The organism is Corynebacterium oculi, from assembly GCF_001412105.1.
Lineage (GTDB): Bacteria > Actinomycetota > Actinomycetes > Mycobacteriales > Mycobacteriaceae > Corynebacterium > Corynebacterium oculi.
Genome location: NZ_LKST01000004.1, coordinates 355,599 through 381,301 on the forward strand (window position 1 = coordinate 355,599; position 25,703 = coordinate 381,301).

Sequence of the window (25,703 nt, forward strand, 5' to 3'; positions counted from 1 at the left end):
GAGGGGGCCGCGTTACTGCTACTGTGCTTTCCGCCGTAGGTCTCTCTCCACGTACTCTAGCGATCTACAGCGCGGCGAGCAGGCCCACGGCCACCGCCGCCAGCATGGGGCCCACCACGGGCACCCAGGCGTAGCCCCAGTTGGGGTTGCCTTTGCCGGGGATCGGCAGCAGGAAGGCGTAGGCCAGGCGCGGGCCGAAGTCGCGCACCGGGTTCAGGGCGTAGCCCGTGGGGGTGCCCAGGGACATGCCGATGGACACGATCACGAAGGCCACGCCGAAGTAGGTCAGCGGGCCCAGTTCGCCGCCGGTGGGGCCGAAGGCGATGAAGATCAGCAGCACCGAGGTGGCGATGAACTCCGTGACGGTGTTCCACAGGTTGTTCGGCTCGGCCGGGCCGGTGAAGAAAATCCCCCCGGTCTCACTATTCGCTCCGGTGACCTTGCCCTGCTCGTCAACGTTGTTGGCGTCGAAAAGCTGCTTGAACGCCGCCCAGGCCAGCACGGCGCCGAAGATGGCGCCGAGGAGCTGCCCACCCACATAGGCCGGGACGAGCGACCAGGACACCGCGCCCTTGAGCGCCAGCATCACGGTGACCGCCGGATTGAGGTGGCCGCCGGAGACGTCGGCCACGCTGGCGCCCACGTAGACGGCCATGCCCCAGCCGAAGGCGATGAGCACCCAGCCGGTGCCCTTGCCGCCGGAGGTGCGCAGCGCGTTCACCGCGCAGACGCCGTTGCCCAGGAGCAACAGCAGGGTGGTTCCTAGGAACTCCCACAGGAAAGCATCAGTAGCAGTAAGCATCAGTCCTCCACCGAAGTGTCAATGGCGTGTCGGGAATCGGCAGCCTCGGTGATGATCGTATTCGCATCCTCATCCGTGAGTGCCTTCTCTGCGGCAAGCTCGGCCTCGATGCGCTCGCGGAAGGTGGCGATCTCCTTCGCCTTGGTGTCCTCGTCCCAGCCCAGCGTGGGGGCGATGAGGTCCGCCACGGCCTCGGCAGAGTCAAGGCCACGGTGGGAATATTCCATGACCACGCGCAGGCGACGACCCAGCACGTCCTCCAGGTGCAGCGCGCCCTCGTGGGTGACGGCGTACAGCACCTCGGCCTTGAGGTAGCCCTGCGCGGCGGGAACCGGCTCCAGCAGGGTGGCGTCCTCGGCGGCCGGGGCCAGCACCTCCTCGTAGAGAGAGCCGTAGCGGCCCAGGAGGTGCTCGATCTGCTTGTCGCTGAGGCCGTAGCGCGCGGCCAGGGCGGGTACCTGGTTGGCCAGGGCGTGATAGCCGTCGGCGCCCAGGATCGGGGTCTGGTCGGTGACGGATTCGGAGACCTGCTTGGGCACGTCCTGGAGGGCCAGATCCACGGCGTCCTTGCCGATCACGCGGTAGGTGGTGTATTTGCCGCCGGCCACGGAGACCAAGCCCGGCACGTTGCGGGCCACGGCGTGATTGCGCGAGAGGTTGGTGGTGGAATCCGAGCTGCCCTCCAGCAGGGGGCGCAGGCCGGAATACACGCCCACGATGTCCGAGTGGGTGATCTGGCGGCGCACGCGCTTGTTCACCTCGGTGAGGATGTAATCAATGTCCGCGCGGGTGGGGGCGGGATCGGGCTTGCTCAGCGTCTTGGCCCAGTCCGTGTCGGTGGTGCCGATGATCCAGTAGTCGCCCCACGGCATGACAAAGAGCACGGACTTTTCCGTCACGAAGGTCAGGGCGGAGTCCGCCTCCAGCACGCTCTTGGGCACCACGATGTGCACGCCCTTGGAGGCATGCACAGAGAACTTGCCCTTGGTGCCCGCCATCTTCTCGATCTCGTCGTTCCACACGCCGGTGGCGTTGATGAACACGGAGCCGCGAATGGTGGTCTCCGCGCCGGTTTCGGTGTCGCGCAGGCGGGCGGAGACCACGCGGCCGTTGATCTTATCCAGGCCGGTGACCTGGGTGGAGGTGCGCACCACGGCGCCGTACTCGGCCGCGGTGCGCAGCACCATCATGGTGTGGCGGGCGTCGTCCACCTGGGTGTCGTAGTAGCGCACGCCGCCCACCACGGCGTCCTCGCGCAGGCCGGGGTTGCGCTTGAGCACGCTGGAGCGCGTGAGGTGCTTCTGCATGGGCACGGACTTCGCACCACCCATGAGGTCATAAAGGGTGAAGCCGCCGAACATCATCACGCGCTCCCACAGGCGGTGGGTGAGCGGGAAGATGAAGCGCAGCGGCTTGACCAGGTGCGGGGCCAGGGTGGACATGTTCAGCTCGCGCTCGCGCAGGGATTCCGCCACCAGGCGGAAGTCAAACATCGCCAGGTAGCGCAGCCCGCCGTGGAACATCTTGGAGGAGCGCGAGGAGGTGCCGGCGGCGAAGTCGCGGGTCTCCACCACGGCCACCTTCAGGCCACGGGTGGCGGCATCGACGGCCGCGCCCGCGCCCACGGAGCCGCCGCCGATGATGACGACGTCAAACTCCTCCTCGCCGAAGCGCTGCCAGGCGTTTTCGTAGGATTCCGGATTAAAAGTCTGCTTGCTTGTGGAAGCCATTGGTAGTAGCTCTACCCCTTCTCTTCACGGTTGGATAGGGCCGGTGCGGCCACTCGTCATCGCGCACGATTTACGGCTTCACAGTAGCAAAAAGGTGCGTAAAAACGCCCTGGCAAAAATGTCCACATTATGGTTTTGACCTGCGGAGCACGGGAGATGAACGGGGGTGGTCACTCCCCGTCGCCGTCGCCCTGCGCGGCCGCGTCCAAAAGCGGGGTGAGCACCTCCGCCACCCCGGCTTCGTCGCTTATCGACGTCGCGCTGGCCGCCTTTTTCAGCACCTCAGAGGGGGCGTCGGCCATCGCCACGGCCTTGCCCACCGCCTCAAGCACGGGAACGTCCGAGGCTGCGGCCCCGAAGGCCACCGTCTGCGTGGGGGTAATGTGCAGGGAATCCAACGCCCGAAAAACACCTAGACCTTTATTTGTTTCGGCCGGAAGGAGATGGAATCCCCGCCCCAGGGTGGGCACCACCTCCACCCCGGAGCCAAGCTCCTTGCGCAGGTGAGAGGCGATTTTTCGCGTCGCCTTCGGCGCGACTTTCACCACGCCGATCATCTTGTGATATTCCTCACCATCGGCCTCGGTGCGCCACTGGAGAGACACATCCGGTCCCGCGTCCGCCACGGCCCGCTCCACGGCCCGCGCCTGTTCCTCGGCGAAAAAACTCCGGTGCAGAGTTTCCCCCTTGGCATCCATGACCACCGCGCCGTCATAACACACCCCCACGGTGGGCAGATCGAGCGCCGCCGCGGCGCGCCGCCACTCGTCCGGGCCGAACTCCGTGGTCAAGACGATGCTCGAACCCTGCTCCGCCGCCCGGCGCAGGGCCTGCACGTCCCGCTCGTCCATCCCCCCATCGGTACCCAACAGGGATCCCTCGATGTTGCACACGATCGCCGCCGGAATACCGTTAAACTGCGAGGTCACCCGGTGCGGCAGCTTGCTCACGATCTGCTTGGACTGCGCCGCCAGGCGGGTGAGCGCCTCGTCCAGGCGCGAGCCCTCGTAGCGCTCCCACCCGCTGCTAGAGAGCTGGGAATACAGCATGGCGGCGTTGTTCTTGGCCTGCTCCATGGAAGCGGAGATCCGATCGCGGCCCTCCTTGGCCCCCTGGGATACCTCGGCGGCCAGCTCGTCCATGTTGTTCTTGAGCCACACCATCATCGCGGCGCGATCCTCGTCCCCCTCCCGGGCCTGCTCTTGGGCCTGATTCTGCACCTGGGCCAGCTTTTCTTGCGCGGAATCATAGGCCTCATAGGCACCGGCAACCAGGTTACGGCTTACTTCCTTGAACTTCTCGCTCAGCGTGGTCAGATCCTCGCTGAGTTTGCGGATGCGGTAGCGTTCCTTTTCCACCGCGCTGTCTTCCCGCTGGGTCACCTCGGGGGAGGGCGCGCCGCCGCCAAAGCGCGCCGGCACCCAGAATTCATCGGCCGGGAACTCCCCGTAATCCCGCTGATACTTTTCCCACAGCCGCTCCAGCCCCTCCTGCATCTGCCCTCGCAGGGCCTCCGTGGCACGCTCGGGCGAGCCCTCCGGCTGCCACGGTTCCAGCACCGAGAGGTAAATAGGGGTGCGGCTGCGCCCCAGGTTGCGCTTGCCCCCCTTGGTCCACAAGCGTTGGGAGCCAAAGGACACCAGGGGGATTACCGGCACCCCCGCCTCCTGGGCGATGCGCACCGCCCCCGTGCGCAGGTTCTTGATCTCAAAGCTGCGGGAGATGGTGGCCTCAGGGAAGATCCCCACGATCTGCCCCTCCGAGGCCTTCCGCACCGCCTCCTCGAAGGAGGCCGCGCCGTCGATACGGTCCACCGGGATATGTTCCATGATCCGCATGAGGGTGCCCACCCCCGGCTTATCGAAGATGCTGGACTTGGTCATGTACCTCACCAGGCGGCGCTGGAGGTACGGAACGTAACCGCCCAGCACAAAGTCCATGTACCCGGAGTGGTTCATCACCAACACCGCGCCCCCCTTGCGGGGCACCCGATCCTGGCCGTCCACGTGCATCTGGAGGCCCTGGGCGAACATGACAAAGCGCGCCACGCGGACGATGCCTCGATAAACCATATCCTTCAGCAACATATCCGGGATTATAGTTCAGGGCACCCGCGTGGCGCGCGCAGTTTTCCGCCGCGTGTGCGGCTCTACTTCCTAGACGTTGTGGGCGTTCAGCCAGCCGATGACCTTATCCATGGCCTCCGCCTTGGCGGGCTCGTTGAACACCTCGTGCATCTGACCCTCCCAGTACACGATCTCCTTGTCCTGCGAGGCGATGCCGTTGTACCAGTCCTGGGAGAAGTAGCTGGGCACCACACCGTCCTTGGTGCCGTGCATGATGAGGGTGGGAGCGGTGAACCGATCCGCATTCACGCCGTCATAGAAGCCGGCAAACACCATCTGCTGCACCATGCCCAGGCTGAGCGTCTTGTTCACCAGGGGATCGGTCTTGTATTGCTCCGTCACCTCGGGCTCGGAAGCCACACCGTCCGTGAACGCATTGGGGATCTGAATCTGATCGCTCAGCGGAGCCGAGGGAACATGCGCGTCCACGCGGCCGGGCAGCACCTGCTGAGCCAGCCGGGCGTTAAAGGTGGTCAGCTCCGTCATCGGCAGGCGCTCCGAGAAGGTGGGATCGAGCTCGCGCTGCTTCTGCGTGATCTCCTGCGGGGTGACCACCGGGCCGGGCTCGTTGCGCCCGGAGAGGTTGATCGGCGCGCCGCCGCCGTTGGTGATGATTCCGGCTACCTCGCCGGGGTACTTGATCCCGTAGAACTGCGCGGCCAGGGCTCCCATGGAGTGCCCAAGCATGAAGGTCTTGACGTCCGGGTGCTCCGCCTTGGCCTTCTGCGTCAGGATGTTCATGTCATCCACGAGGTAGTGGAAGTCATCAATGTGCCCGCGCACCACGGAGTTACCCGCGTCCGCGGTCTTGCCGTGGCCACGGTGATCCAGGCGGTAGACGTTGTAGCCATCGGCCAGCAGGCGATCGGCCACGTAGTCGTACCGGCCGGAGTGCTCGGCGGCTCCGTGCACCACCACCACGTTGCCCTTGGCGTTGGGCAGCGTCTGAGACTTCCAGTACACCTGGGTGTTCTGGCCATCGTTGCTGGTGAAGAAGCCCTCGTTGACTTCAGCCTGGGGGGCGGCCGCCGCCGGGGCAGCCGGGGCGCCCATGACCTGCGCGCCGGCGAGGGCGGGGGTCAGGCCCGTCAGGGCGAGGCTCAGGGCCGAGCCTGCGGCGATCACGCGGAGGGACATGCGCTGGGAGGTCATGCGTTTCCTCATTTCTTCGTCTTTTTACAGAGGCCTGCAATTTGTACTGTGGCGTTGCGGTGCCGCGGCGAAGCCACAGCGCAACCACGGCACGGGACTATTTGAGCAAAAGCATAACCGCAGCCCCCTAACGGATAAATGGTACCTCCAGGAAAACCTTTTAAAAGCCCTGGCAAAGCGCCTATCACCACCCCTATCCGGGTGTATTTAAAGGCCCATTCGTTTCCAATAAAACATATATCCCCCGCCACTAAGCAGGGGATATATCTGATAAAAAGCTGGGAACTTCCTTGGATCTATCGGGGTTCCAATACCTCTTTACCCACGAAGGGCCGCAGGGCCTCCGGCACCACCACGGAGCCATCGGCCTGCTGGTTATTCTCCAGGATGGCCACCAGCCACCGGGTGGTGGCCAGCGTGCCGTTGAGGGTCGCCGCCACCTGCGGCTTGCCGGTTTCATCACGGTATCGGGTGGAGAGGCGGCGGGCCTGGAAGGTCGTGCAGTTCGAGGTGGACGTCAGTTCCCGGTAGGTCTGCTGGGTGGGCACCCAGGCCTCGGTGTCGAACTTCCGCGCGGCCGAGGAGCCGAGGTCACCGCCCGCGACGTCGATAATGCGGTACGGCACCTCCACGGCGGAAAGCATCTCCCGCTCCATGCCCAGCAGCACCTGATGCTGGGCTGCGGCCTCCTCCGGCTTGCAGTACACGAACATCTCCAACTTATCGAACTGATGCACGCGCAAAATGCCCCTGGTGTCCTTGCCGTAGGAGCCCGCCTCGCGGCGGAAGCAGGAGGACCACCCGGCGTACTTGATCGGCCCCTGCGAGAGGTCAATGATCTCCTCGGAGTGGTACCCCGCCAGCGCCACCTCGGAGGTGCCCACCAGGTAGAGGTCATCGCGCTCCAGGTAATAAATCTCCTCCGCGTGCGCGCCCAAAAAGCCGGTGCCGTTCATGATCTCCGGGCGCACCAGCACCGGGGGAATCATCACCTGGAACCCGGCGTCGCGCGCCTTCTGCGCGGCGAGGATGAGCATGCCGAGCTGGAGCAGGGCGCCGTCGCCAGTGAGGTAGTAGAAGCGCGAACCGGAAACCTTCGTGCCACGCTTCATGTCAATCAAGCCCAGGGACTCGCCCAAATCCAGGTGGTCCTTGGGCTCGAAGTCAAACTCGCGCGGCTGGCCCACGTGCTCTAGCACCACGTAATCATCCTCGCCGCCGGCGGGCGCGCCCTCTACCACGTTGCCCAGCTTCATCTGAAGCTCCAGCACACGCTCCTCGGCGGATTTCTGCTCCTCTTCTGCCGCCTTCACGCGCTCCTTGAGCTCATTGGAGCCCGCCAAAAGGGCGGGGCGCTCCTCGGGGCTGGCCTGGCCGATCTTCTTGCCAAAGGCCTTCTGCTCGCTGCGCAGCTCATCGGCCCTCTGAATGGCCTGGCGGCGGGCCTCGTCAGCCGCAAGAAGGGAATCCACCAACGCGGGGTCCTCCCCGCGGGTGGTCTGCGAGGCGCGCACTGCGTCGGGATTATCGCGAAGAAACTTCAGATCAATCACGCGCCCCAGCCTACCGGCCGGTAGCTTATCGACGGCGCGCGGCGCGGCGTCGATAAGCCACCGAGCACCCCGTAGACTCAGACCCATGCCTGAGCCAGAACTTCCCCCCGGCGAGGTGCTCGGCGACACCGCGCCCAAGCACACGCAGCTGCGGGAAATCCTGGAAGAACTCTGCACCACCCGGCTTCACCCCGGGGACATGCTGCCCAGCGAGCGCGCCATCGAGCAGGCCTACGGGGTCTCCCGCATCACCGTGCGCCGCGCGCTCGGAGACCTCGTGGCCGCCGGAAAGATCCGCCGCGAGCGCGGCAAGGGCACCTTCGTGGCCCCCAGTCCCCTAGTTTCCCGGCCCCACCTGGCCTCCTTCTCCTCGGAGATGCGCGCCCAGGACGTCACGGCCTCCTCCCGCATCCTGCTGGCGGAGCGCGGCACCCCACCCCCGGAGGTCGCCCGCTGGTTTGGCACCCCGGAGCACCAACCCCACATTCGGCTGCGTCGGCTGCGGCTGGGCAACGGCGAGCCCTACGCCATCGACGACGCCTGGTACCACGCCGGGCTCGCCCCCGACCTGCTCGAAACCGACGTGTACAACTCCGTGTACACCATCCTCGAACAGCGCTACGGCCTGCGCATTACCGACGCCACCCAAACCATCACCGCCGTGAGCGCCACCACCGGGGCCGCCGTGCTCCTCGACGTCGCCCCCAAGACCGCCCTACTGAGCATCGAACGGCAATCGCGGGCCGGGGAGGCCCACGTGGAATACTGTTCCTCCGTGTACCGCACGGACCGCTACCGCATGAAGGCCCGCGTGTCCCGTTCCCGAGATGATTACAGTGGGTAACTGTTATGAGCCTCCCTAAAACCTGGCGCACCGCCCTCTCCGTGCGCATCGCCCTCGTCGGTGCGCTGACCTCCGCCGTCTGCCTCGTCTCCTTTCACTACGCCGCCGGGCACGATGACACCGCCCCCCAGGCAGCCCCCAGCACCACCAGCTCCGCACACGCCGAGGAGACCGAAGGTGCCGCCGCCAAGAAAGAAGCCCAACCCTTCACCGCCGCCCAACCCGGCGCCTGCCTGAGCTGGGACGTAGCCGAGGACGGCACCGTGAGCCACTTCCGCGAGGCCCCCTGCGAGGGCGACCACCGCTTTGAGGTCTCCGCCCGCCAAGACCTCGGCACCTACCCTTCCTCCGAGTTCGGAGACAACGCCGCCCCGCCGGACGTCACCCGCCAGGCCCAACTGCGCTCCGAACTCTGCCACAACCCCACCCTGCGCTACCTCGACGGCCGCTTTGACCCCTCCGGGCGCTACTCCATCGCCTCCATCCTCCCGCCCGCCGAAGCCTGGGCCGCCGGAGACCGCACCATGCTCTGCGGGCTACAATCCACCAACCCCGCCGGCACCCCGGAGATCACCCACGGCACCGTGAGTAGCCAAGATCAGGCCCGCGTCACCCAGCCGGGCCAGTGCGTATCCGTCAACGCCGCTAACTCCCTGGGAGTAGTGGACTGCGGCGAGGATCACCAGCTAGAAACCACCGCCGTGGTCAACCTCTTAGAAACCTTCCCTGAGAGCACCCCCAGCGTGGAGGACCAGGACAACCACCTCCAGGAGGTATGCACCAAGGCCGCAGAGGACTACCTGGGCGGCCCGGAAAACCTAGAAAAGACCACCCTGCAAATCTACTGGGGTAGCATCCCCGCCGAATCCTGGATCGGCGGCTCCCACAGCGTGAACTGCTCCCTGATCAGCGCCCACGGGGAAAACGGCTTCAACTCCCTGCGCGGCAGCGCCACCGGGGAGTTCACCATCAACGGGGCCCCACCTGCCCCCGCTGCCGACGCCGGGGCCACCGAAGCGGGTGCTGCTCCGGGGGCCGAGCAGGGGGCTCCGGGTGTTCCGGGGCAGGAGGCCGCCGCCCCATGATCGACGTCAGCGACGAGTGCTTCGACGAACTAGTGGACTCCGCCCTCGCCAGGATACCCGACGAATTTGCCGACCGCATGCAAAACGTGGTGATCCTGGTGCGCGACTACCGCGAGGGCAACTCCAACACCCTGGGGCTCTACGAGGGGGTCTCCCTCACCCGCCGCCAGTTCACCCACACCGGACACCTACCCGACACCATCACCCTCTACCGCGGGGCACTCATGGACTACTGCACCTCGGAGGCAGACCTGGAGGAGCAGGTGTACATCACCGTCATGCACGAGGTGGGCCACTACTTTGGCATGAGCGAGGAACAACTGCACCGTCTGGGGTGGGGGTAAATCCGGGGTGCATGGGCGGCCGGTGCGCGCCACCGGGTAAATAATTAAGACGTGAACACTTTTGATTCCCTGCGCTCATGGGGCACCAACCTCCTGCGCGGCGAACAGGTTATCCTCCGCCCCGTGCAACCCACCGACACCAGCGTTCTTGCCGCCTGGTGGAATGACACCGGCGAGGCGATCCTCCAGCAAGACCGCATCGCCCCACGCCCCACCCACCACGCAGAAAGCCTCTTTGATTCCTGGAGCTCCAACGAATCCCCCGGCGGCTTCGGCTACGCCATCGAGGATCAGCAAGAAAACCTCGTAGGCCACATCACCGCGTGGGGCCTTGGGCTTCCCGTGCGGATCGCCACCCTCGGCATCGTCATCGGGCCCGAATACCAAGACCACGGCTACGGGCGAGACGCCATGACCGTGGCACTGCGCCTCCTCTTCGAGGAAATGGGCGCAAACAAAGTGGAATTACGAGCCTGGGAATACAACGCCCGCGCGCTCGCGCTTTACTCCTCCCTGGGCTTCGTGGAGGAAGGCCGCCGCCGGGCGGCCACGCTCCACCGATCGAAGTTTTATGACCAGGTGGAACTGGGCATGTTGCGGGAGGAGTATGCGGCGCGTGGGGAGAGATGATCGCGGGGTGAACTAGATGTAGTTCGAGGTTATCGAATTTTCTCGAACCTGTGGATCACAGAGAGCACCTTGGCCGCAGTCGGAGAAAGCTCAGAAGGCTCAACTTTTCACATCATTGCAGAATATCTGCACTAGGCACACCGGGATCCCCTAATTCTGCATTCAGCTCCGATAGGGACACCGTCACTACTCGCCCCGCGCGAATATCCGCTATACTTTCTGCCACCCGGCACTCCCACTCCATCCGATCAGTTTTACGCCCTAAAGTTTCGCGGAGTACATTATTTCGGGGACATTGACAGCAGTAGCCAATGCACCCACCCGGGCGCTCACATCATCGGGTGGGTGCACCTCAAGGGCCGCTCTGAATCGCCAGGAAGGACTGCCACCCATCACCATGTAGGCAATGATGACATTGTTCACCCGCAAGATCAACTCGGCATGAAGCCATAGTGGCCCAGAATACCCGTTACTCAATACCATCTGCCCCAATCCCAACCAGACAAGCAATTTTCATCAGGAATTTTCAACATTCCCACGCAAGCCACGACAGCAAAGGCAATGACCACTATATTTAATTCCGAAACTCAGTACATGAAAGTAAATACAATAAGACCGATCAGGAATCACCGGATGCATAAAATATGCGTACAGAATAAGGAGTTAATTCACGGGATCGCCACGTGCTTCCTTCCGTTCCCCTTGCGCCCATCAAAAGCACCTACCCCCGAAACACCCACCTTGATTGCAGCAGATAATTCAACGTCGTGGCGCACGCCTGGGAGGTCACCCACGCCGCCGTGATCGCCCAGGATCCGCTGTACACATAGGATCGGCACAGCGCGTCTACCGCCACCGCCGTGCCAAAACTCGCCCCGTAGGCCACCCCGGCGCGCAGTACCTCGGCCGGGTTTCTCTTGCCGCTAAAGGTCACCACGCTATTGAGCAGGTAGGCCACCGTGCTGCCCACGATGAAACTCCCCGCCCGCGAGGGCGCAAATCCCATGCCTAACCACAGCAGCGCAGCGCGTGAGCCATAATCACACAGGGCGCTGAATACCCCTACTAAGAGGAAGCGCCATAGGCTCGCGCTGCGCATAAGCCGCCGTATCACCGCAGGGTATCCCACCTCACTACATCCCAGTGCCCAAAATCGCGCACGCCGTCCTGTCCCACCGGGTTGAGTTCTACGTACCGGCAATTGGCCAGGTAAGCGGCAAAGGCCGCCTCCGGGTTCACGCCCGCGGCGTGGGTGCTCACGGTGCGGATGGCCCCGCCGTGGCTGACCACCACCACGTCGCCCGCCTCGGGTGCGGCGTGCAGGGATTCCGCGATCTCGTTCAGCACGGGTTTAAACCGCCTGAGCACGTCGTGGTAGCCCTCGCCTCCGGGTATGCGGGCGGTTTCGTCGCCGCGCAGCCACCCGTGGAAGGCCTGCTGGTAGGCGTGGTGCGCGGCCTCATCGCCGCGCATTTCCATCTCCCCCACGGAGACCTCGTGCAGCCCGGCGCGCACGGTCACCGGCACCCCACCCTGGGGAAGCCCCCGGGATTGTTCGTAGGCGGCGGCCACCCGCATGGCGGTTTGTTGGGCGCGCAGGGCAACGGAGGTGATGATCTCGCGGATACGTCCCGGCCGTTGGGCTAGTTCCCGTCCAATCTCCCCGGCCTGGGTGCGGCCGATCTCGGTGAGTTCCGCGCCTGGCGGGCGGGTATCGAGGAGTCGGGAGGCGTTGCTGTAGGTGCGCCCGTGGCGCAGCAGGATCAGGTTTGAGGTAGTCATGGCAGTTCCTTTCCGGTGCGGGCGGCGGTCACCCAATCCATCACGGGGGCGGCGGCCTCCTCGCAGCAGCACCGGCGGGCCAGGAGCCCAGGAAGGTGAGGGTTTCGGCGCGCAGCCAGAGGTCGCGCAGGGCCTCGGCCACGGGGGTGTCGTCGATATGCCCCACCAGGTCTACGTAGAAGTGGTAGGCGCCCAACCTGTCGCGGGTGGGGCGGGATTCGATGCGGCTCATGTCCACGCCCCGGCGCGCGAACTCGCCCAGGGCGGCGGCGAGGGTGCCGGGCTGGTTGGGCAGGGTGAATACCACGGAGGTGCGGTCGTTCCCGGTGCGCGGGGTGGGTACGCCGCGCGGGCCCACCAGCACGAAGCGGGTGCGGGCCTCGGTCACGTCCGCGATATTCTCCGCCACGACGTCCAGGTTCCAGATCGCTGCGGCGCGGTGCGGGGCGATGGCGGCCTGGGCCTTGCCCTCGGCCACGGAGCGGGCGGCGGCGGCGTTGGAGGTAGCGGGGATGAACTGGGCCTCCGGCAGGTGCCGGGCCAGCCAACCGCGAACCTGCTGGTGGGCCACGGGGTGCGTGGCCAGTGTGCGTACCTCGGAGGGGGTCGTGCCGGGGTACACCATGAGGCTAAAGGCGATCTGGAGGTCCGTCTCCCGGTAGATCTGCACGCCGGCGCTGCGCAGGGCGTCGAAAGTTTGGGTGACGGGCCCGTCCACGGAGTTTTCTATGGCCAGGCAGGCGTAGTCGGCGCGGCCGGCGGCCACCGTTTCCACGGCGTGCGCGGGGCTGTCCACCGGCAGGGCGGTGACCTCAGCGTCGAAGCCGCCCTCCTCCACGAATTGCCACAGCGCCGCCTCCGTAAAGGTTCCCTCGGGGCCCAGGTATGCCACGGTGATCGTCATGGTGTTCCAGCCTATCCTGGTGCCCATGCCTTATGCTGCGCCTCCCGGCGGTACTACCCCGCCCTCCCCCGTGCAGGCGGTGGCGGACTTCGCGCGGGCCATCGCCGGCCTGGGACCCACCGAGCATGGCTTTAGCCACCTGAGCATTCAGCGCGCCGTGGTGCGCGCGGAGGCCCTGGAACGCACCCCCTGCCTGTGCTCCCGGCCGCTGCACGGCATGGTGATCCCGGTGAAGGATCTGTATGACGTCGCGGGCATGCCCACCACCTTTGGTTCCCGCGCCCGCACGCGCCTGGCCACCCGCACGGAGCCCTTTGTGCGCCGCCTCTTAGAACGCGGCGCGGTGATTCCCGGCAAGACGGCCGCCTCGGAGCTGGGCCTGACGGCGTACACCGAGCCCACGGGGCTACCCGCCGTGGATAATCCCCGGTGGCCGGGCCGCACTCCCGGCGGTTCCTCGGGTGGGGCAGCGGTGGCGGTGGCGCGCGGCCTGGTGTCCGCCGCCCACGCCTCTGACGGCGGCGGCTCGATCAGGATTCCCGCCGCCGCCTGCGCGGTGGTGGGGTACAAGCCCCCGCACGATCCCACGGGTGGGGCGCTCTCCACCCAGGGCTTTATCACCCGCAGCGTGGAGGCGAGCGCCCTGCTGCACGAGCTGACCCTGCCCACGGAGATGTCGCGCCTGACGGTGGGCCTGCTCGCTGACCCTCTCTTTGCGGACTGTGCAGTCTCCGAACGCTGGGGTGCCGCCGCCGAGCGCGCCGCACGCCTGCTTGCCGACGCCGGCCACCGCGTCATTCCCGTTTCTCCCCCGCCCCAGGCACGCGAGGTTTTCGCCGCCTTCCGCACGATCTTTAGCGCGCGGGCAGCCACCATCGCCCCGGCAGAGCCCAGCGGGGCGATGGTGCGGCACTTACACGCCCAAGGCCTGCTGATTGGCCCCGAGGACCTCGCCCGAGCCCAGAGGGTGCAGGCCGCCATGCCCGCCCTCGCGGCGTCGGACGTGGTGCTAAGCCCCACCCTCGCGCACGATCCCCCGCCCATCGGGTATTTTTCCGATCTCCCCCCGGAGGAGGACTTTTGGGCGCAGACCCGCTGGACCCCCTGGGCTTCCTGGTTCAACATGAGCGGCCAGGCGGCCGTCAGCGTGCCCTGCGGCGGGGCGGGAGCCTCCGTGCACCTGGGGGCGATGACCGTACCACCGGAGGTTCTGCTGGGGCTGGCGCGGGAGGTCAGCGATGACGTCGCGCCTGCGCTATGAGATTCCGCTGGTCCTGGCCCTGACCTTTGGCACCGCCGGGGTGCGGGCCGCGCTGCGGCTTATCGACGCCCTCTTCTCCGACGTGCCTCTGGCCGAGCAGTCGGTGGCGCTCAACGCCGCCCAATCCACGCACGTCTGGCTCAACGTTGGCCTGCAACTATGCTCCGCCACCACGCTCTTTGCCTGGGGTGGGCTGGCGCTTTTTCTGCTGGCCCGAGACCGGGTTCCGCTTAGCCTCACCCCACGGCGCAACGATCTCCCCTGGGGCGTAGGCCTGGCCGCCCTCATCGGTATCCCCGGCCTCCTCTTCTACCTAGGCGCCCTGCACCTGGGGTTGAGCAAGGAGGTCGTGGCCGCGCCCTCGAGCGGGGTGATTGCCTCTCTCATGCTGCTGGTGAGCGCGGCGGCCAACGCCTTCGGGGAGGAGATCGTGGTGGTGCTGTGGCTATGCACGCGGCTGCGCCAACTGGGGTGGTCATGGTGGGCCGTGGCGGCGGCCTCCTCGCTGCTGCGCGGCTCCTATCACCTGTACCAAGGGATCAGCGCCGGGCTGGGCAACATCATCATGGGGCTGATCTTCTGCTGGTTTTTCCGCCGCACCGGCCGCGTATGGCCCCTGGTGGTGGCGCATTTCCTCATTGACGCCGTGGCCTTCCTCGGCTACGCGGCCCTTGGCGGGGACCTTCTGTGATCTAGGGTAGAGCGCATGGATTCCAGGGGCTATGAGGAACATCGCCGGAATCGCGGAGCCCAGCAGCGGCACGATCCGCGCGACGAGTACGTGCTGCGTGCCGACGGCACTCCGCTGACCGACCGCTACGGCCGCCCCGTGCGGCGGCGATCCTCCTCCGCCTCCCGACGGCAGCAGCGGGACCGATCTCCCCGGGAGCAACCACGCCAATACATGCCGCCCGCCGGGGCCGAGCAACGCCCACCCCGGCGCACCCCGCGCACCTCCCGGGGTGCTTCCCAGGGCCAGATTCCCCCCACCCGACAGGCTCCGCCACAACGGGAATCCCGTGGGGAAAATCCCCGATACACCCGACAGTACGTGCCGCCGGCCGAGACAAGCCGCGCCGAAAACACGCGGCGCCCCTCCCGTCCACCCCGACCGACACAGCAAGCACAGCAGGCGCGCACCCCGCGTGTGCCGCAGGCGGCGGTGCGTGAGAAGCGAGGCTCGGGGGAAAAACGCCCCCGGATCGCCCGCCCCTCCTTCGGCTGCCTGGGGTGCGTGGGCTGGCCACTGGCGATCCTCCTGGTGCTCAGCATCGTCATCACGCTCTGGGCGGATACCAAACTCACCCGCGTGGACGCCCTGCCCGCACAGCAGGTGGACAAGACCTCCGGCACTAATTGGCTGCTCGTGGGCTCCGATTCCCGCCAGGGGCTCTCCGAGGAGGACGTGGCCCGCCTGGGCACCGGCGGGGACATCGGCGTGGGCCGCACCGATACCGTCATGCTGCTGCACATTCCGCGCGGCGGCAAGGCCACGCTGGTCTCCCTCCCCCGCGACTCCTACGTGGCGGTGCCCGGTTACGGCATGGATAAACTCAACGCCGCCTTTACCTACGGCGGGCCGCAGCTCCTCACGGAAACGGTGGAGCAGGCCACTGGGCTGCGCATTAATCACTACGCGGAGATCGGCATGGGTGGGCTGGCTAACGTGGTGGACTCCGTGGGCGGCGTAGAGGTGTGCCCGGAGGAACCCATCGACGATCCCCTCGCGCAACTCTCAATCCAGGCGGGCTGCCAAAAGGTCGATGGCCCCACCGCCCTGGGATACGTGCGCACCCGCGCCACCGCGGGCGGAGACCTGGATCGTGTGCAGCGCCAGCGCGAATTCTTCTCCGGGCTGCTCAATCAGACCACCAGCGCGGGCACCCTCCTCAATCCCTTCCGCATGATCCCCCTCATTTCCGACACCGCCTCATCCTTTACCGTCGGCTCCTCCGATCACGTATGGCACCTCGCGCGGGTGGCCCTGGCCATGCGCTCCGGGGTGGAGACGATCACGGTGCCTTATGCGGGTTTTGCCGACTACGACGTGGGAAACGTAGTGCTCTGGGACGAGGCCGCCGCCGAGGAGCTGTGGGCTTCCATGCGGTAGGAGCGAGGCTCTCCGGTTCAGTTCCGGCCACCTCCTTTGTTCCCTCCGCAGAGGCGGGGCGCAGCCACAACAGGGAAAGCACCCAGCCCAGCAGGGGCGAAGTTGAGAGCCTCCAGGTAGAGGGAGGCGCTGGGAGCGGGTGGCGTGGGGCAACCATAACGGGGAACTGGGGGTAGTTTATAACACATCGAGGTTTATTCACGGGGTACTACCTCCGTAAACAAATCTCGATGATCCCCACAAATAATTCAGAAGCTGGAAATAAAGGAACGTAACTTTACATGCAAGAAATAATACAACTGGAAGGATGCGTCCATCTCTAATGAATATAGAAAAAATTATCATCCGCCACAACGTCTACCCACCGGAGGACATCAACCCCACCTACTACGTATTCTTCTGGACAGAAGAACTCTTCGATGGGGAGAAGCACTACCAGCGGGAATCTTTTTCCCTAAAAGGAGCCACCTCCGTCATCGAAGCCAATGACTGGCGGCTGACCCACGCTCAGGGACGGCGCTCCGCTCTCATTCTCCCTCAGCCACGGAAGAACTTCCTAGGCATGGAATACCCCGGCCTCATCATCCTCGCCGGGGAGTACCCGGATGGGCCGGAACTCACGGGGAGCCTCCAGGGGCAATTCTTCGCACCCTGATCCCACCCGCCCCAGCGGGCCACGGCCTCCAGGGCAGCAAAGAGTCCGTCGTGGTAAGGGATGTGGCCTCGCGGCTTGACGGAGACATTGCTACCCGCGCGCGGGGTTCCCCTGCATTTTCCTCCGCACCGTGATCCTGGGCCGCAGCACAAGATAGATCGCACACCCCACCACCGGAGCCAGCAGCACCAGCAGAATCAAGGCTGCGGTCTCGGTCACGGTGGCGGGCAGCCTGATGATGTCCACTATGAGCGCGACGGTGACTATGGACCAGATCAGTAGCAACCCGATCCACACCAGGTCGTACGTCATAGGCAGCAGGGGGTTGCTGCCGTTCATCTCCAGATTTGCCAATACGCCTATCACTAGATCCAGTCTATGAGCTTTGGCGGCGGAGGTACAGCGTCTATCTCCTCCACGGGGATACCTTTCTCCTCCGCCTCTACCACTTCTGGCGGCACGGGCTGCCCGGCTATCTCGTAATACCAGCGCGGCAGAAACTTTCCCAGGCGGTGTCGAACCGTGATGGCCGCACGCGCCCTGGATGCCGCTACAAACGGGGTCTCGCCTTCCCAAAAATACGATTCAGACATCGGTTTTATCCTTCCTCCGATTCCGTGCGATCGGGACGCCGCATAATCAGAAAATCGATGATTTCCACCTCGGTGTGCGTGGCCAGCGGACTCTGACTGAGAAAAACCATCAACTCCCACCCCGTGGCTCTCACCTTTTCTCGATCATCATATACCTTTTCCATCGCCCAGGTGTATCGCTTCCACCACTCGGCGCGGTTATCGCTCTCGGTTTTCTGCGCCAGGGTTCGCACCGTGTACCTCAACCCCTTCTGCGCAATCGCCAGACCCACCCCGGCAACGAGTACCTGCAAGAGACGGATCACCACGTCCCAATCCACCCGACATAACCACAGCGCAACGCTCATGCTCGCCACTGTTCCCCACCCGCGCCACCACCACACCCCATGAGGCACTTCCCCTGTGGATAACCCGGTTATTCCACAACCCCGGCGCGCGCCCCACCCATCGAGTCACATCCGCAGCCCCCGGCTCAGCACCACCGCCAGCACGGCAAACACCACCACACCCACGGCGCTATACCCCGCCATCTGGATAAACTCCCAGGCGCGTTCCACCTTGGCGGCCACCTCTACTCCACCCTCGCCATCCAAATTCTCCGCAAATCGGTGCGCAACGTAGACGTTATTCACCGCCCCCGCCACGGTGCCCCCGAGCGCGATTCCGCAGAGACAACTCAGGATGATGCTGCCGTCCCGCGCCGTCTCCTTGTTCCAGCGCACCGCTCTCACCGTCGCCTTAGTTATAGAAAACCCGTTAGCGGATCGTCACCTGGCGGGACTTGATGTTCTGCAATTGCTTGCGCTCTTCGGCATTGAGCGGTTCCTCGCTGGACACCTCGGCCTCGATGGCTTTGTTCAGCTCGGCCAAATCCTCCCCATAGGTGCCGTATTCGCGGGCGGGATCGAGGTCAAACACCGGCACCACGAGGCCGTGGGTGCGGAACGTCCCGGCAAAGCGGGAGCCCTCCCCCATGTTCAGCTCCCCTCGCGCGGCGATGCGTGCCAGGGCCGCCAGCAGGCGATCCTCGTTATCCTCCGTGCGCACCCAGCGGATGTGTGCCTTATCCCCACCGGGGTAGACCCACCAGACGGCACCGGGGACGTCGGCGGGCACGCGGTGGGAGGGCACGATGGCGTCGTTCGCCGCCTGGAGGGCTCGCACGGTGGTGGCGTCGCCCGCCATGCTTTCGGGAATCCACCAAGAAAAGTCCTGGTGAACCTCGATGTCCAGGGCCGTGCCGGGATCGATCAGGTCGCTCAGGGCGGGCTGGGTGCCGTCGGCGGCGGTGGACATCAGGGTTTCGCCCGGCCCGGCCTGCGCCGCCCAGGCGAGCGCATAGGCGAGGTCGCGCCCCGGATTGTGGGAACGCGCCTGCACTTGCAGGGCCACCAGGGCCTCGCCGCCGTGTTTCTCCTCGCGCACCAGCGCGGCCGCCGCGCCGGGCAGAACCGTCACCAGGCGCACGGGGCGGGTTGCTCCCTTGACCGATAGCGGGGCGGTGGCGGAGGGCACAAACTCCTGGAGCGCCACGAGGTCCGCCTCGGAGGCGAATCCGGCGTAGGGGCGGGGGTCTTTTTCCAGGGCGGCGCGTTCCGCCGCGCGCTTGGCGAGCTTGGCCTGGCGGCGGCTCATGCCCTCGGGAAGGTCATCGTTCTTCTTGTTCTTCTTGGCCATGCCCTCAAAGATACGTCAAGGCCAGTTCCGGTTTATTGGTGGCTAGCATGTCTACCCCGCGGTCGCGCGCCCACGCCATGTCCTTCGGCTCGTCCACCGTCCACAGGTAGGTGGGCAGGGAGCGCGCGTGGATCAGTCCGGGGTGCTGGCGCGCCCGCTCGATGGACATTCCCAGCCCGGTGGGGGCACCCACCGTGGGGTCGCAGGGGTGCAGCAGGCGGTGCCAGGAGCGGCGCAGGTAGATCCTGTCGATCTGCGGGGCCAGGGCATGCATTCTGCTTATCGACGCCCCCGCGAAGCTAATCACGTGGACGCGCGGGTCATCGAGCATTCCGTGGTAGGTCAGCCTGCGCACCAGTTGTTCCTCCAGCATGCGCCCGTAGCGCAGGGGGTGCTTGGTCTCTATGTAGAGGTGGTGAGGGTGCGGCTTGGACATCTCCAGCAGGTGATCCAGGGTGAGCACCCGCTGGGGGTGTTCCTCCGAGCCGAAGTCGAGGCGCTGCAATTGCGCCAGGGTGTGCACGGATACGCGGCCGCTGCCGGTGGATACTCGATCCAGGATGGGATCGTGAATGCACACCACCTCGCCGTCCTTGGTCAGGCGAATATCGCATTCCACCCCGTGAATGGGGAGGTCAAAGGATTTTTCGTAGGCGATCGCCGTGGACTCCGGGTAGCGGGAGGAATAACCGCGGTGCGCGATGATTTTCACGCCCACAGGTTACGCCGCTTCACCGGGGTTCGCTGGGTGAGGTTGCCATCCAGTCGGCGTAGCGCACGGAAGAAAGGTGGGCGTGTTTGGGAGCAACAATGGCCCTGCCCGGAACCGCCGCGAACAGGCCGGCGGTGTGGTCGGTAACCACCGTGCGACCGTCCCGGCGATGGTTCAGAATGAGGCGGGCGAGTTCGTCGAGAGTAAATACCTCCGGCCCGGCCACGTTGACCGTGCCACCACGCGGCTCCCCCACGGTGACCCGCGCGAGGAAATCCACTACCTCGGCGGCGGCTATCGGCTGCATGGGGGTGGCGGGCAGCCTGACGGTATCGCCCTGGGTGGTCCACTCCATGATCCCCGGGATGAACTCCATGAACTGAGTGGCGCGGACGATGGTGAAGGGAACCCGGGAACGTTTTCCTCTTCCACCTTGGCCCGGTAATAGCCCACATCGGGAACCTGATCTATGCCCACGATGGAAAGGAGAACAACGTGCCCCACCCCGGCCCGCTGCGCCGCATCGACCGTATTGCGCATGGTGGTGCGGAAGAAATCCACGGCGCTCGCGTCCAACTGCGGGGCGTTGATGCTCACCACGGCAGCCTGCGTCCCGCGCAGCGCTTCCCCCAATCCCGCTCCGGTGAGGAGGTTTAGGCCGGTGGATCGGGAATGAGCCTCGGCCTCGTGGCCGTTTTCTTTCAGTTTTTCCACGAGCTTCGATCCAATGAACCCCGTTCCGCCCAGAACCGCTACCTTCATTGCTTTTCTCTCCTGCCCTGAATCCCTCAGAAGAACTGTCCCTGAATCTCCCGCAGCGTCGCGGCAGAGTGGGCAAAGCGCTTTCGCTCGTGCTCGGAGAGTTCTAGTTCCACCACGCGCCGAATACCCGCCCGGTTAATCACCGCCGGGGTGCCAATGTAGATGTCTTCTTCCCCGTACTCCCCCTCCAGGTAGGCGGAGACGGGCAGGGCCACGTCCTGGTTGTGCACGATGGCGCGGGTGATCCTGGCCAGCCCCATGCCGATGCCGTAGGAGGTGGAGCCCTTGGCGTCGATGATGTGGTAGGCGGCGTCGCGGGTCTGCTCGAAGATTCTTTCCAGGCGGCCCTCCAGTTCGGGGTCTTTTTCCAGCATTCTGCGCATGGATACCCCGGCGATGGTGGCGGAGGAGAGCACCGGAAGCTCGGTGTCCCCGTGTTCCCCGATGATGTAGGCGTGGACGGAGCTGGGGGCCGTCTCGTAGAGTTCGCCCAGCATGTAGCGGAAGCGCGCGGAATCCAGCACGGTGCCAGACCCGATCACGCGCTGGGTGGGCAGGCCGGAGAACTTCCAGGTGGCGTAGGTGAGGATGTCCACCGGATTGGAGGCCACCAGGAAGAGGCCGTCGAACCCGTGGGCCATGACCTCCTCCACGATGGATTTGGTGATGGCCACGTTCTTGTCCACCAGTTGCAGGCGCGTCTCACCGGGCTTTTGGGCGGCCCCGGCACACAGCACCACCAGGGCGGCGTCCTCGCAGTCGGCGTAGCTGCCCTTGGTCACGCGGGTGCGCGAGCCCGCCCAGACCACGCCGTGGTTGAGATCCATTACGTTACCTTCGAGCTTCTTTTCATCGATGTCGATGATCGCCAGGTGGTCGATGATCCCCTGGTTCACCAGCGCGTAGGCATAGGCCACGCCCACATCCCCGGCCCCGATGAGAACTACCTTGTTACCAATGGTGTGCTTCATTGATCTGCTCCCTTCCGCCACCCATTATGCCCGTTTGATTGGGTTTCTGCCCGGTTTTTGCCTCCACCGAGACTCGGTGTGCCGCGAATAACACCACGCCGGGCCGCACGCCCTGCGAACCCTGCCTCGACGTGCGACGATCAGGAACCATGACGTCGAGAGTCCTGGCGCGCCTGGGCACCCTGGTGGCCGATCTCACCCCCGTCGTGCGCATGCGGCGGGGGCGACGCGCGCGCACGGCTCCCGCAGGCCTGCTGGGCGCGGAGATCGCTACGTGGTGGGCGCTCAGCCCCTCGCTGCTGCGCCACCCCTGGTGGGCCACGGCCGCGAACCTCACCTTCGCGCAGAGCGTCGGACACCTCTGCGGGACGGCGCTCTCCTGGGTAGCACGACGCACCCCGCGCCGCCCCGGCAGCTCAGCCGGCACGATTCCGCCAACAGCCCACTCCGTCCTCGCCCTCATCACCGCCGGGAGCGTGGCCCTGAGCCTGCGCCGGGGGCGTCAGCAGGCGGCCCTGCTCGGGGAGTCTGCCCGCAGGCTCCCACCCACGGCCGCGGGGATCGCCGCGGGAACCGCAGGCTACGGGCTGGTTCTGCTGTGCGCGGAGCTCACCCAACACGGCACCCGTGGTGCCGCCGCGCTGCTGCGCACGGCCCTGCCCCCGCGCCTGAGTTACGTCGCGGCCCTCACCGCCGTGGCGCTGGGTTGGACGTTCCTGTGGAACCGCGTGTTCTTCCATCGGCTTATCCATCGCCTTTCCCGGCGCGCCGAGGCCCTCAACCGCGCCACCCCCTCCTTCGCCCGCAGGCCGCAGGAGCAGCAGCGCTCCGGCTCGCCGCAGTCCTTGGAGCGCTGGGATCACCTCGGAGCGCAGGGGCGCATCAACGTCTCTAGCGGCCCGCGCCGCGCCGACATCGAGGAGGTCACCGGTTGCGCCGAAGCCCAGGAACCGATCCGCGTGTTCATCGGGCTGATTCCCGGCCGCAGCCTCGCGCAGGCCGCCCGGGCGGCGGTGGCGGAGTTGGAGCGCACCGGGGCGTTTGATCGCGAGGTCATCGTGATCACCCACCCCTCCGGCACGGGGTGGCTCCCGGATTACTCCCTGGACTCGGTGGAGTTCCTCACCCGGGGCCGCTGCGCCACCGTGGCCGTGCAATACACCTACCTGCCCAGCGCGGTCAGCTATTACCAGGATCGCCACACCGCTCTCGACGCCGCCCGGCTTCTCGTACACGCGGTGCGCTCCCGAGCCATGCAGCACCCCCACCCACCGCACATATTCCTCAGCGGGGAATCCCTGGGGGCCTACGGCATGGCGGGGGTGTTTCCGCGCCTCAGTGAGCTCCTCGCGCTTACCGACGGCGCGGTGTTCTCCGGCCCACCGCGCAGCACCCCGCTGCTTTCTTGGGTTCGCGCGCGGCGTCAGCCCGATTCTCCCGAGCGCCTCCCGCTGCTTGACGGCGGCCGCCACCTGCGCGTCTGCGCCCACCCACAGCACCTCGACCGCGACCACGCCGGGCGCCCCTACGCGCAGTCCTGGGAATTTCCGCGAATGGTCATCGCCCAGCACGCCTCCGATCCGATCGTGTGGTGGGAGCCATCGCTGTTGTATCGACGCCCCGACTGGCTGCGCGAGCCGGGATCGCGAGGCGTTCCCGCCCCGCCCGCGCAGCATAGCGACGTCCCCCACCGCATGAGGTGGGTTCCGCTCATTACCGGCTGGCAGGTGGGGATTGACATGCTGACCTGCACCAAGGCCCCCGGCAACCACGGGCATAATTACCATTCCGAGTTTGCGGCCTACTGGGCCGGGGTGCTTGGGGTGGAGGCCAGCCCGGAGCTGCTGCACCGCTGCGTGCGGTGGACGCGGCTCAACGGAAAACGGCGAGTTTAGCCCATCAAGCTTAACCGCAGGCAATGCCGGTGCCGTGATGCGGGCAATACCCACCGGGCACCTTGTGCAGGTATTGCTGGTGCTCCTCCTCGGCCAGGTAATAGGCCCCTGCGGGCGTGTCCGCCAGCGTGGACACCTCCGTGGTCACAGGCCCAAACCCAGCGCGAGCCAGCTTCTCCCCGTAGCCCCGCACCAGGGAACGGATCGCGGCGGCATCCTCCTCGTTCTCGGCATAAAAGGCGGAGCGATACTGCGTGCCCACGTCGTTGCCCTGCCGGTACCCCTGGGTGGGGTCATGAGCCTCCAGGGCCGCCGTGATGATCCGCTCCAGGGAGATGACCTGTGGGTCAAAGACCACCTGCGCCACCTCGGTGTGGTTGGTGCGCCCCGTGCATACCTCCCGGTAGGTGGGGTTGGGGGTCACTCCCCCGGCGAAACCCACCGAGGTAGATTCCACGCCTTCCATCTGCCAGTACATCTTTTCCACTCCCCAGTAGCAGCCGATTCCCACCAGGACGCTGCGCTGCCCCTCCCGCCACGGGCCGGTCAGGGGCGTGCCCAGCACGGCGTGGGGCTTCGGCTCGGCCAGGATCGGGGTGGTTCGGCCGGGCAGGGTCTCGCCGGGGGCGAGTAGTCCGGGCGTATTGCTAAAAAGCCAACCCACGGGGTTACCTCTTTTCTTCGACTCACCGTGCTTCTTTTGTAGCGCAACCATCACTCCCGGCTGGTTATTCCGCCGCCTCTTAAGACGAATTAAGACGACGGACAACCTTGCAACCTGGAAGAAAGTTCCTATCATGGGGTGGCACACGGTGGTTCACTGTGATCCATCGCGCGACTGCACTTAGACGAAAGGACCTACCTCTCATGGCTGTCTACGAACTTCCCGAGCTTAATTACGCCTACGAAGCCCTGGAGCCCCACATCTCCGCCGAGATCATGGAGCTGCACCACTCCAAGCACCACGCCACCTACGTGGCCGGCGCTAACGCCGCCCTGGAGGCCCTCGAAAAGGCCCGCGAGGAGGGCACCAACCCGGATCAGATCCGCGCCCTCTCCAAGAACCTGGCCTTCAACCTGGGCGGGCACACCAACCACTCCATCTTCTGGAAGAACCTTTCCCCCAACGGCGGCGGCGAGCCCACCGGTGACCTGGCCGAGGCCATCAACCGGGACTTCGGTTCCTTTGAGAAGTTCAAGGATCACTTCTCCTCCGCTGCCCTGGGCCTGCACGGCTCCGGCTGGGCCGTGCTGGGTTATGACCACATCGCGGGCCGCCTCGTGGTCGAGCAGCTCACCGACCAGCAGGGCAACGTTTCCGCCAACCTTACCCCGCTGCTCATGCTGGACATGTGGGAGCACGCCTTCTACCTCCAGTACAAGAACGTGAAGCCGGATTACGTCAAGGCCGTGTGGAACGTCTTTAACTGGGAGGACGTGGCCGAGCGCTTCGCCGCCGCACAGAAGTAACTCTTCCCCCACGCCGCTCCCGCCTTTTCGGGGGCGGCGTTTTTTATTCCCCTAACTGGACTGCTGCTGCTTTTTCCGCAGGAGATCCAACGCCACCACGCCACCGAGCACCGTAGCGTGTAATTCCTCCGTTAATCCGGGAGCAAACTCCAGGTGGTAGCGCGAGTGCCCCATGAACACCCGGCCCAGGCCGCCCCATTCGCGGTTCACCCGGCCTATCTCCTGCGCGTCTACCACAAACTGGTAGTTGTAATCCCACACGCTCCCGTGCAGTTCCACCATGCGCCCGTCGGCCAGGTGCATGTCCGCACGCGAACGGAAGAAGCTCCACCGCTGCCGCAGGTGCGCCAGCGGGGTGCCGTCGGGATAGGCGAGGTTCATCGTGTCTCGGAAAAAGTTAACGGTGTCGCTCAGGTGAAGCACCGGAGTCTCGTCTACCTCGGCAATGAGGAGTTCCCGCGAGCCCATCATCATGCGGCTCATAAGGGAGCCGGAGGTGATGACCCGGCCCACGGCCTCGCCCTCGGTATCCAGAATGTCAAAGTCATTGCTCGCCCAGTTGGTCACCTGCTGCATGATGAGGTGGTCATAGTGCAGGAGGGAGGGGACGTCGGGAGTTTCAGCCATAACCCCGATCATGCCGCA

The 25,703-nt window shown here is 65.6% G+C and carries 29 protein-coding genes and 1 pseudogene; 11 read left to right on the forward strand and 19 right to left on the reverse strand.

Features of this window, described 5'->3' with window-relative positions; translation table 11 throughout:
* Positions 1–64: 64 nt before the first annotated feature.
* The 5 genes from Cocul_RS11270 to serS form a co-directional block, all read right to left on the reverse strand.
* Positions 65–802, reverse strand: coding sequence for an MIP/aquaporin family protein (locus Cocul_RS11270; protein ID WP_055123377.1), 738 nt, complete (start codon positions 800–802; stop codon positions 65–67).
* A complete protein-coding gene (locus Cocul_RS11275; RefSeq protein WP_055123378.1) occupies positions 802–2,532 on the reverse strand; it encodes a glycerol-3-phosphate dehydrogenase/oxidase in 1,731 nt (576 codons plus the stop codon). Before Cocul_RS11275 ends, Cocul_RS11270 begins: the two co-directional genes overlap by 1 nt.
* Before the next feature lie 170 nt (positions 2,533–2,702).
* Positions 2,703–4,619: a 1-acyl-sn-glycerol-3-phosphate acyltransferase gene (locus Cocul_RS11280; protein WP_055123379.1), complete on the reverse strand. Its 1,917-nt coding sequence runs from the start codon at positions 4,617–4,619 to the stop codon at positions 2,703–2,705.
* Between the two features lie 69 nt (positions 4,620–4,688).
* On the reverse strand, positions 4,689–5,810 hold the full coding sequence (locus Cocul_RS11285; protein WP_055123380.1) for an alpha/beta hydrolase: 1,122 nt from the start codon (positions 5,808–5,810) through the stop codon (positions 4,689–4,691).
* A 296-nt stretch (positions 5,811–6,106) separates the two neighbouring features.
* Positions 6,107–7,363 carry a serine--tRNA ligase gene (gene serS, locus Cocul_RS11290; protein WP_055123381.1) on the reverse strand — a complete coding sequence of 419 codons (1,257 nt, stop codon included), beginning with the start codon at positions 7,361–7,363 and terminating at the stop codon, positions 6,107–6,109.
* Between the two features lie 85 nt (positions 7,364–7,448).
* Between serS and Cocul_RS11295 the strand changes: the two genes are divergently transcribed.
* From Cocul_RS11295 to Cocul_RS11310, 4 genes are read left to right on the forward strand one after another with little or no spacing between them, the layout of a single operon-like run.
* Complete coding sequence (locus Cocul_RS11295) at positions 7,449–8,207, forward strand: GntR family transcriptional regulator (RefSeq protein WP_055123382.1); 759 nt, start codon at positions 7,449–7,451, stop codon at positions 8,205–8,207.
* Positions 8,208–8,212: 5 nt separating this feature from the next.
* The gene (locus tag Cocul_RS11300; RefSeq protein ID WP_082422312.1) at positions 8,213–9,292 is read left to right on the forward strand and encodes a septum formation family protein; all 1,080 of its coding nucleotides are present in this window, start codon (positions 8,213–8,215) and stop codon (positions 9,290–9,292) included.
* The gene (locus tag Cocul_RS11305; protein ID WP_055123383.1) at positions 9,289–9,636 is read left to right on the forward strand and encodes a metallopeptidase family protein; all 348 of its coding nucleotides are present in this window, start codon (positions 9,289–9,291) and stop codon (positions 9,634–9,636) included. Before Cocul_RS11300 ends, Cocul_RS11305 begins: the two co-directional genes overlap by 4 nt.
* A gap of 51 nt (positions 9,637–9,687) precedes the next feature.
* A complete protein-coding gene (locus Cocul_RS11310; RefSeq protein WP_055123384.1) occupies positions 9,688–10,266 on the forward strand; it encodes a GNAT family N-acetyltransferase in 579 nt (192 codons plus the stop codon).
* A 721-nt stretch (positions 10,267–10,987) separates the two neighbouring features.
* Here the strand turns inward: Cocul_RS11310 and Cocul_RS11315 are convergent.
* Genes Cocul_RS11315 through pheA form a run of 3 tightly spaced genes read right to left on the reverse strand, consistent with a single transcriptional unit; the run spans position 10,988 to position 12,952 of the window.
* The gene (locus tag Cocul_RS11315) at positions 10,988–11,365 is read right to left on the reverse strand and encodes a GtrA family protein (protein ID WP_069723634.1); all 378 of its coding nucleotides are present in this window, start codon (positions 11,363–11,365) and stop codon (positions 10,988–10,990) included.
* An 11-nt stretch (positions 11,366–11,376) separates the two neighbouring features.
* Complete coding sequence (locus tag Cocul_RS11320) at positions 11,377–12,048, reverse strand: histidine phosphatase family protein (RefSeq protein WP_055123386.1); 672 nt, start codon at positions 12,046–12,048, stop codon at positions 11,377–11,379.
* Between the two features lie 40 nt (positions 12,049–12,088).
* Positions 12,089–12,952, reverse strand: a complete 864-nt coding sequence (gene pheA / locus Cocul_RS11325) for a prephenate dehydratase (protein ID WP_082422313.1) — start codon at positions 12,950–12,952, stop codon at positions 12,089–12,091.
* Between the two features lie 25 nt (positions 12,953–12,977).
* On the opposite strand from pheA, the gene Cocul_RS11330 reads away from it, so the two are divergent.
* From Cocul_RS11330 to Cocul_RS11345, 4 genes are all read left to right on the forward strand, one after another.
* A complete protein-coding gene (locus tag Cocul_RS11330; RefSeq protein ID WP_069723643.1) occupies positions 12,978–14,213 on the forward strand; it encodes an amidase in 1,236 nt (411 codons plus the stop codon).
* Positions 14,191–14,904: a CPBP family intramembrane glutamic endopeptidase gene (locus Cocul_RS11335; RefSeq protein ID WP_055123388.1), complete on the forward strand. Its 714-nt coding sequence runs from the start codon at positions 14,191–14,193 to the stop codon at positions 14,902–14,904. The genes Cocul_RS11330 and Cocul_RS11335 overlap by 23 nt, the downstream gene beginning before the upstream one ends.
* Positions 14,905–14,919: 15 nt before the next feature.
* Positions 14,920–16,323, forward strand: coding sequence for an LCP family protein (locus tag Cocul_RS11340; protein WP_245622233.1), 1,404 nt, complete (start codon positions 14,920–14,922; stop codon positions 16,321–16,323).
* Positions 16,324–16,645: 322 nt separating this feature from the next.
* A complete protein-coding gene (locus tag Cocul_RS11345) occupies positions 16,646–16,978 on the forward strand; it encodes a hypothetical protein (RefSeq protein WP_055123389.1) in 333 nt (110 codons plus the stop codon).
* Positions 16,979–17,068: 90 nt separating this feature from the next.
* Here Cocul_RS11345 and Cocul_RS11350 read toward each other — a convergent pair whose 3' ends face one another.
* The 7 genes from Cocul_RS11350 to Cocul_RS12660 all read right to left on the reverse strand — a co-directional run bounded on the left by Cocul_RS11350 (position 17,069) and on the right by Cocul_RS12660 (position 20,336).
* Positions 17,069–17,344, reverse strand: a complete 276-nt coding sequence (locus Cocul_RS11350; RefSeq protein WP_055123390.1) for a hypothetical protein — start codon at positions 17,342–17,344, stop codon at positions 17,069–17,071.
* Positions 17,344–17,571, reverse strand: a complete 228-nt coding sequence (locus tag Cocul_RS11355) for a hypothetical protein (RefSeq protein ID WP_055123391.1) — start codon at positions 17,569–17,571, stop codon at positions 17,344–17,346. Before Cocul_RS11355 ends, Cocul_RS11350 begins: the two co-directional genes overlap by 1 nt.
* Before the next feature lie 5 nt (positions 17,572–17,576).
* Positions 17,577–17,918 (reverse strand): hypothetical protein, encoded by a 342-nt coding sequence (locus Cocul_RS11360; RefSeq protein WP_150114479.1) that lies wholly within the window; start codon positions 17,916–17,918, stop codon positions 17,577–17,579.
* 105 nt (positions 17,919–18,023) lie between these two features.
* Positions 18,024–18,302, reverse strand: a complete 279-nt coding sequence (locus Cocul_RS11365; RefSeq protein ID WP_150114480.1) for a hypothetical protein — start codon at positions 18,300–18,302, stop codon at positions 18,024–18,026.
* Positions 18,303–18,327: 25 nt separating this feature from the next.
* Positions 18,328–19,248 carry a DUF5926 family protein gene (locus tag Cocul_RS11370; protein WP_055123394.1) on the reverse strand — a complete coding sequence of 307 codons (921 nt, stop codon included), beginning with the start codon at positions 19,246–19,248 and terminating at the stop codon, positions 18,328–18,330.
* Between the two features lie 4 nt (positions 19,249–19,252).
* A complete protein-coding gene (locus Cocul_RS11375; RefSeq protein WP_055123436.1) occupies positions 19,253–19,960 on the reverse strand; it encodes a glycerophosphodiester phosphodiesterase family protein in 708 nt (235 codons plus the stop codon).
* 19 nt (positions 19,961–19,979) lie between these two features.
* Positions 19,980–20,336, reverse strand: a complete 357-nt coding sequence (locus tag Cocul_RS12660) for an SDR family oxidoreductase (RefSeq protein ID WP_211257134.1) — start codon at positions 20,334–20,336, stop codon at positions 19,980–19,982.
* Positions 20,337–20,455: 119 nt separating this feature from the next.
* On the opposite strand from Cocul_RS12660, the gene Cocul_RS13205 reads away from it, so the two are divergent.
* Positions 20,456–20,617 (forward strand): hypothetical protein, encoded by a 162-nt coding sequence (locus Cocul_RS13205; protein WP_245622235.1) that lies wholly within the window; start codon positions 20,456–20,458, stop codon positions 20,615–20,617.
* A gap of 48 nt (positions 20,618–20,665) precedes the next feature.
* Here the strand turns inward: Cocul_RS13205 and Cocul_RS13210 are convergent.
* A pseudogene (locus Cocul_RS13210) lies at positions 20,666–20,722 on the reverse strand (hypothetical protein); the annotation flags it as partial.
* Positions 20,723–20,748: 26 nt separating this feature from the next.
* Positions 20,749–21,693 (reverse strand): L-lactate dehydrogenase, encoded by a 945-nt coding sequence (locus tag Cocul_RS11385; RefSeq protein ID WP_055123395.1) that lies wholly within the window; start codon positions 21,691–21,693, stop codon positions 20,749–20,751.
* Positions 21,694–21,842: 149 nt separating this feature from the next.
* Between Cocul_RS11385 and Cocul_RS11390 the strand changes: the two genes are divergently transcribed.
* A complete protein-coding gene (locus Cocul_RS11390; RefSeq protein ID WP_055123396.1) occupies positions 21,843–23,588 on the forward strand; it encodes an alpha/beta-hydrolase family protein in 1,746 nt (581 codons plus the stop codon).
* A gap of 10 nt (positions 23,589–23,598) precedes the next feature.
* Here Cocul_RS11390 and msrA read toward each other — a convergent pair whose 3' ends face one another.
* Positions 23,599–24,252: a peptide-methionine (S)-S-oxide reductase MsrA gene (gene msrA / locus Cocul_RS11395; protein WP_055123397.1), complete on the reverse strand. Its 654-nt coding sequence runs from the start codon at positions 24,250–24,252 to the stop codon at positions 23,599–23,601.
* 203 nt (positions 24,253–24,455) lie between these two features.
* Between msrA and Cocul_RS11400 the strand changes: the two genes are divergently transcribed.
* Positions 24,456–25,058, forward strand: a complete 603-nt coding sequence (locus tag Cocul_RS11400; RefSeq protein WP_055123398.1) for a superoxide dismutase — start codon at positions 24,456–24,458, stop codon at positions 25,056–25,058.
* 51 nt (positions 25,059–25,109) lie between these two features.
* Here the strand turns inward: Cocul_RS11400 and Cocul_RS11405 are convergent, their stop codons facing one another.
* Complete coding sequence (locus tag Cocul_RS11405; RefSeq protein WP_069723644.1) at positions 25,110–25,685, reverse strand: LURP-one-related/scramblase family protein; 576 nt, start codon at positions 25,683–25,685, stop codon at positions 25,110–25,112.
* Positions 25,686–25,703: the final 18 nt, after the last annotated feature.

Excerpts from the sequence above, each read along its gene's own strand:
- Cocul_RS11390 (WP_055123396.1), top strand. The coding sequence starts at position 21,843 with ATGACGTCGAGAGTCCTGGCGCGCCTGGGCACCCTGGTGGCCGATCTC.
- Cocul_RS11320 (WP_055123386.1), bottom strand. The coding sequence starts at position 12,048 with ATGACTACCTCAAACCTGATCCTGCTGCGCCACGGGCGCACCTACAGC.
- pheA (WP_082422313.1), bottom strand. The coding sequence starts at position 12,952 with ATGACGATCACCGTGGCATACCTGGGCCCCGAGGGAACCTTTACGGAG.
- Cocul_RS12660 (WP_211257134.1), bottom strand. The coding sequence starts at position 20,336 with ATGGAGTTCATCCCGGGGATCATGGAGTGGACCACCCAGGGCGATACC.
- Cocul_RS11360 (WP_150114479.1), bottom strand. The coding sequence starts at position 17,918 with ATGAGCGTTGCGCTGTGGTTATGTCGGGTGGATTGGGACGTGGTGATC.
- Cocul_RS11295 (WP_055123382.1), top strand. The coding sequence starts at position 7,449 with ATGCCTGAGCCAGAACTTCCCCCCGGCGAGGTGCTCGGCGACACCGCG.
- Cocul_RS11355 (WP_055123391.1), bottom strand. The coding sequence starts at position 17,571 with ATGTCTGAATCGTATTTTTGGGAAGGCGAGACCCCGTTTGTAGCGGCA.
- Cocul_RS11340 (WP_245622233.1), top strand. The coding sequence starts at position 14,920 with ATGGATTCCAGGGGCTATGAGGAACATCGCCGGAATCGCGGAGCCCAG.
- Cocul_RS11400 (WP_055123398.1), top strand. The coding sequence starts at position 24,456 with ATGGCTGTCTACGAACTTCCCGAGCTTAATTACGCCTACGAAGCCCTG.
- Cocul_RS11330 (WP_069723643.1), top strand. The coding sequence starts at position 12,978 with ATGCCTTATGCTGCGCCTCCCGGCGGTACTACCCCGCCCTCCCCCGTG.
- Cocul_RS11345 (WP_055123389.1), top strand. The coding sequence starts at position 16,646 with ATGAATATAGAAAAAATTATCATCCGCCACAACGTCTACCCACCGGAG.
- Cocul_RS11335 (WP_055123388.1), top strand. The coding sequence starts at position 14,191 with ATGACGTCGCGCCTGCGCTATGAGATTCCGCTGGTCCTGGCCCTGACC.
- Cocul_RS11385 (WP_055123395.1), bottom strand. The coding sequence starts at position 21,693 with ATGAAGCACACCATTGGTAACAAGGTAGTTCTCATCGGGGCCGGGGAT.
- Cocul_RS11405 (WP_069723644.1), bottom strand. The coding sequence starts at position 25,685 with ATGGCTGAAACTCCCGACGTCCCCTCCCTCCTGCACTATGACCACCTC.
- Cocul_RS11370 (WP_055123394.1), bottom strand. The coding sequence starts at position 19,248 with ATGGCCAAGAAGAACAAGAAGAACGATGACCTTCCCGAGGGCATGAGC.
- Cocul_RS11305 (WP_055123383.1), top strand. The coding sequence starts at position 9,289 with ATGATCGACGTCAGCGACGAGTGCTTCGACGAACTAGTGGACTCCGCC.
- Cocul_RS11315 (WP_069723634.1), bottom strand. The coding sequence starts at position 11,365 with ATGCGCAGCGCGAGCCTATGGCGCTTCCTCTTAGTAGGGGTATTCAGC.
- Cocul_RS11270 (WP_055123377.1), bottom strand. The coding sequence starts at position 802 with ATGCTTACTGCTACTGATGCTTTCCTGTGGGAGTTCCTAGGAACCACC.
- Cocul_RS11300 (WP_082422312.1), top strand. The coding sequence starts at position 8,213 with ATGAGCCTCCCTAAAACCTGGCGCACCGCCCTCTCCGTGCGCATCGCC.
- Cocul_RS11275 (WP_055123378.1), bottom strand. The coding sequence starts at position 2,532 with ATGGCTTCCACAAGCAAGCAGACTTTTAATCCGGAATCCTACGAAAAC.
- Cocul_RS11285 (WP_055123380.1), bottom strand. The coding sequence starts at position 5,810 with ATGACCTCCCAGCGCATGTCCCTCCGCGTGATCGCCGCAGGCTCGGCC.
- Cocul_RS11280 (WP_055123379.1), bottom strand. The coding sequence starts at position 4,619 with ATGTTGCTGAAGGATATGGTTTATCGAGGCATCGTCCGCGTGGCGCGC.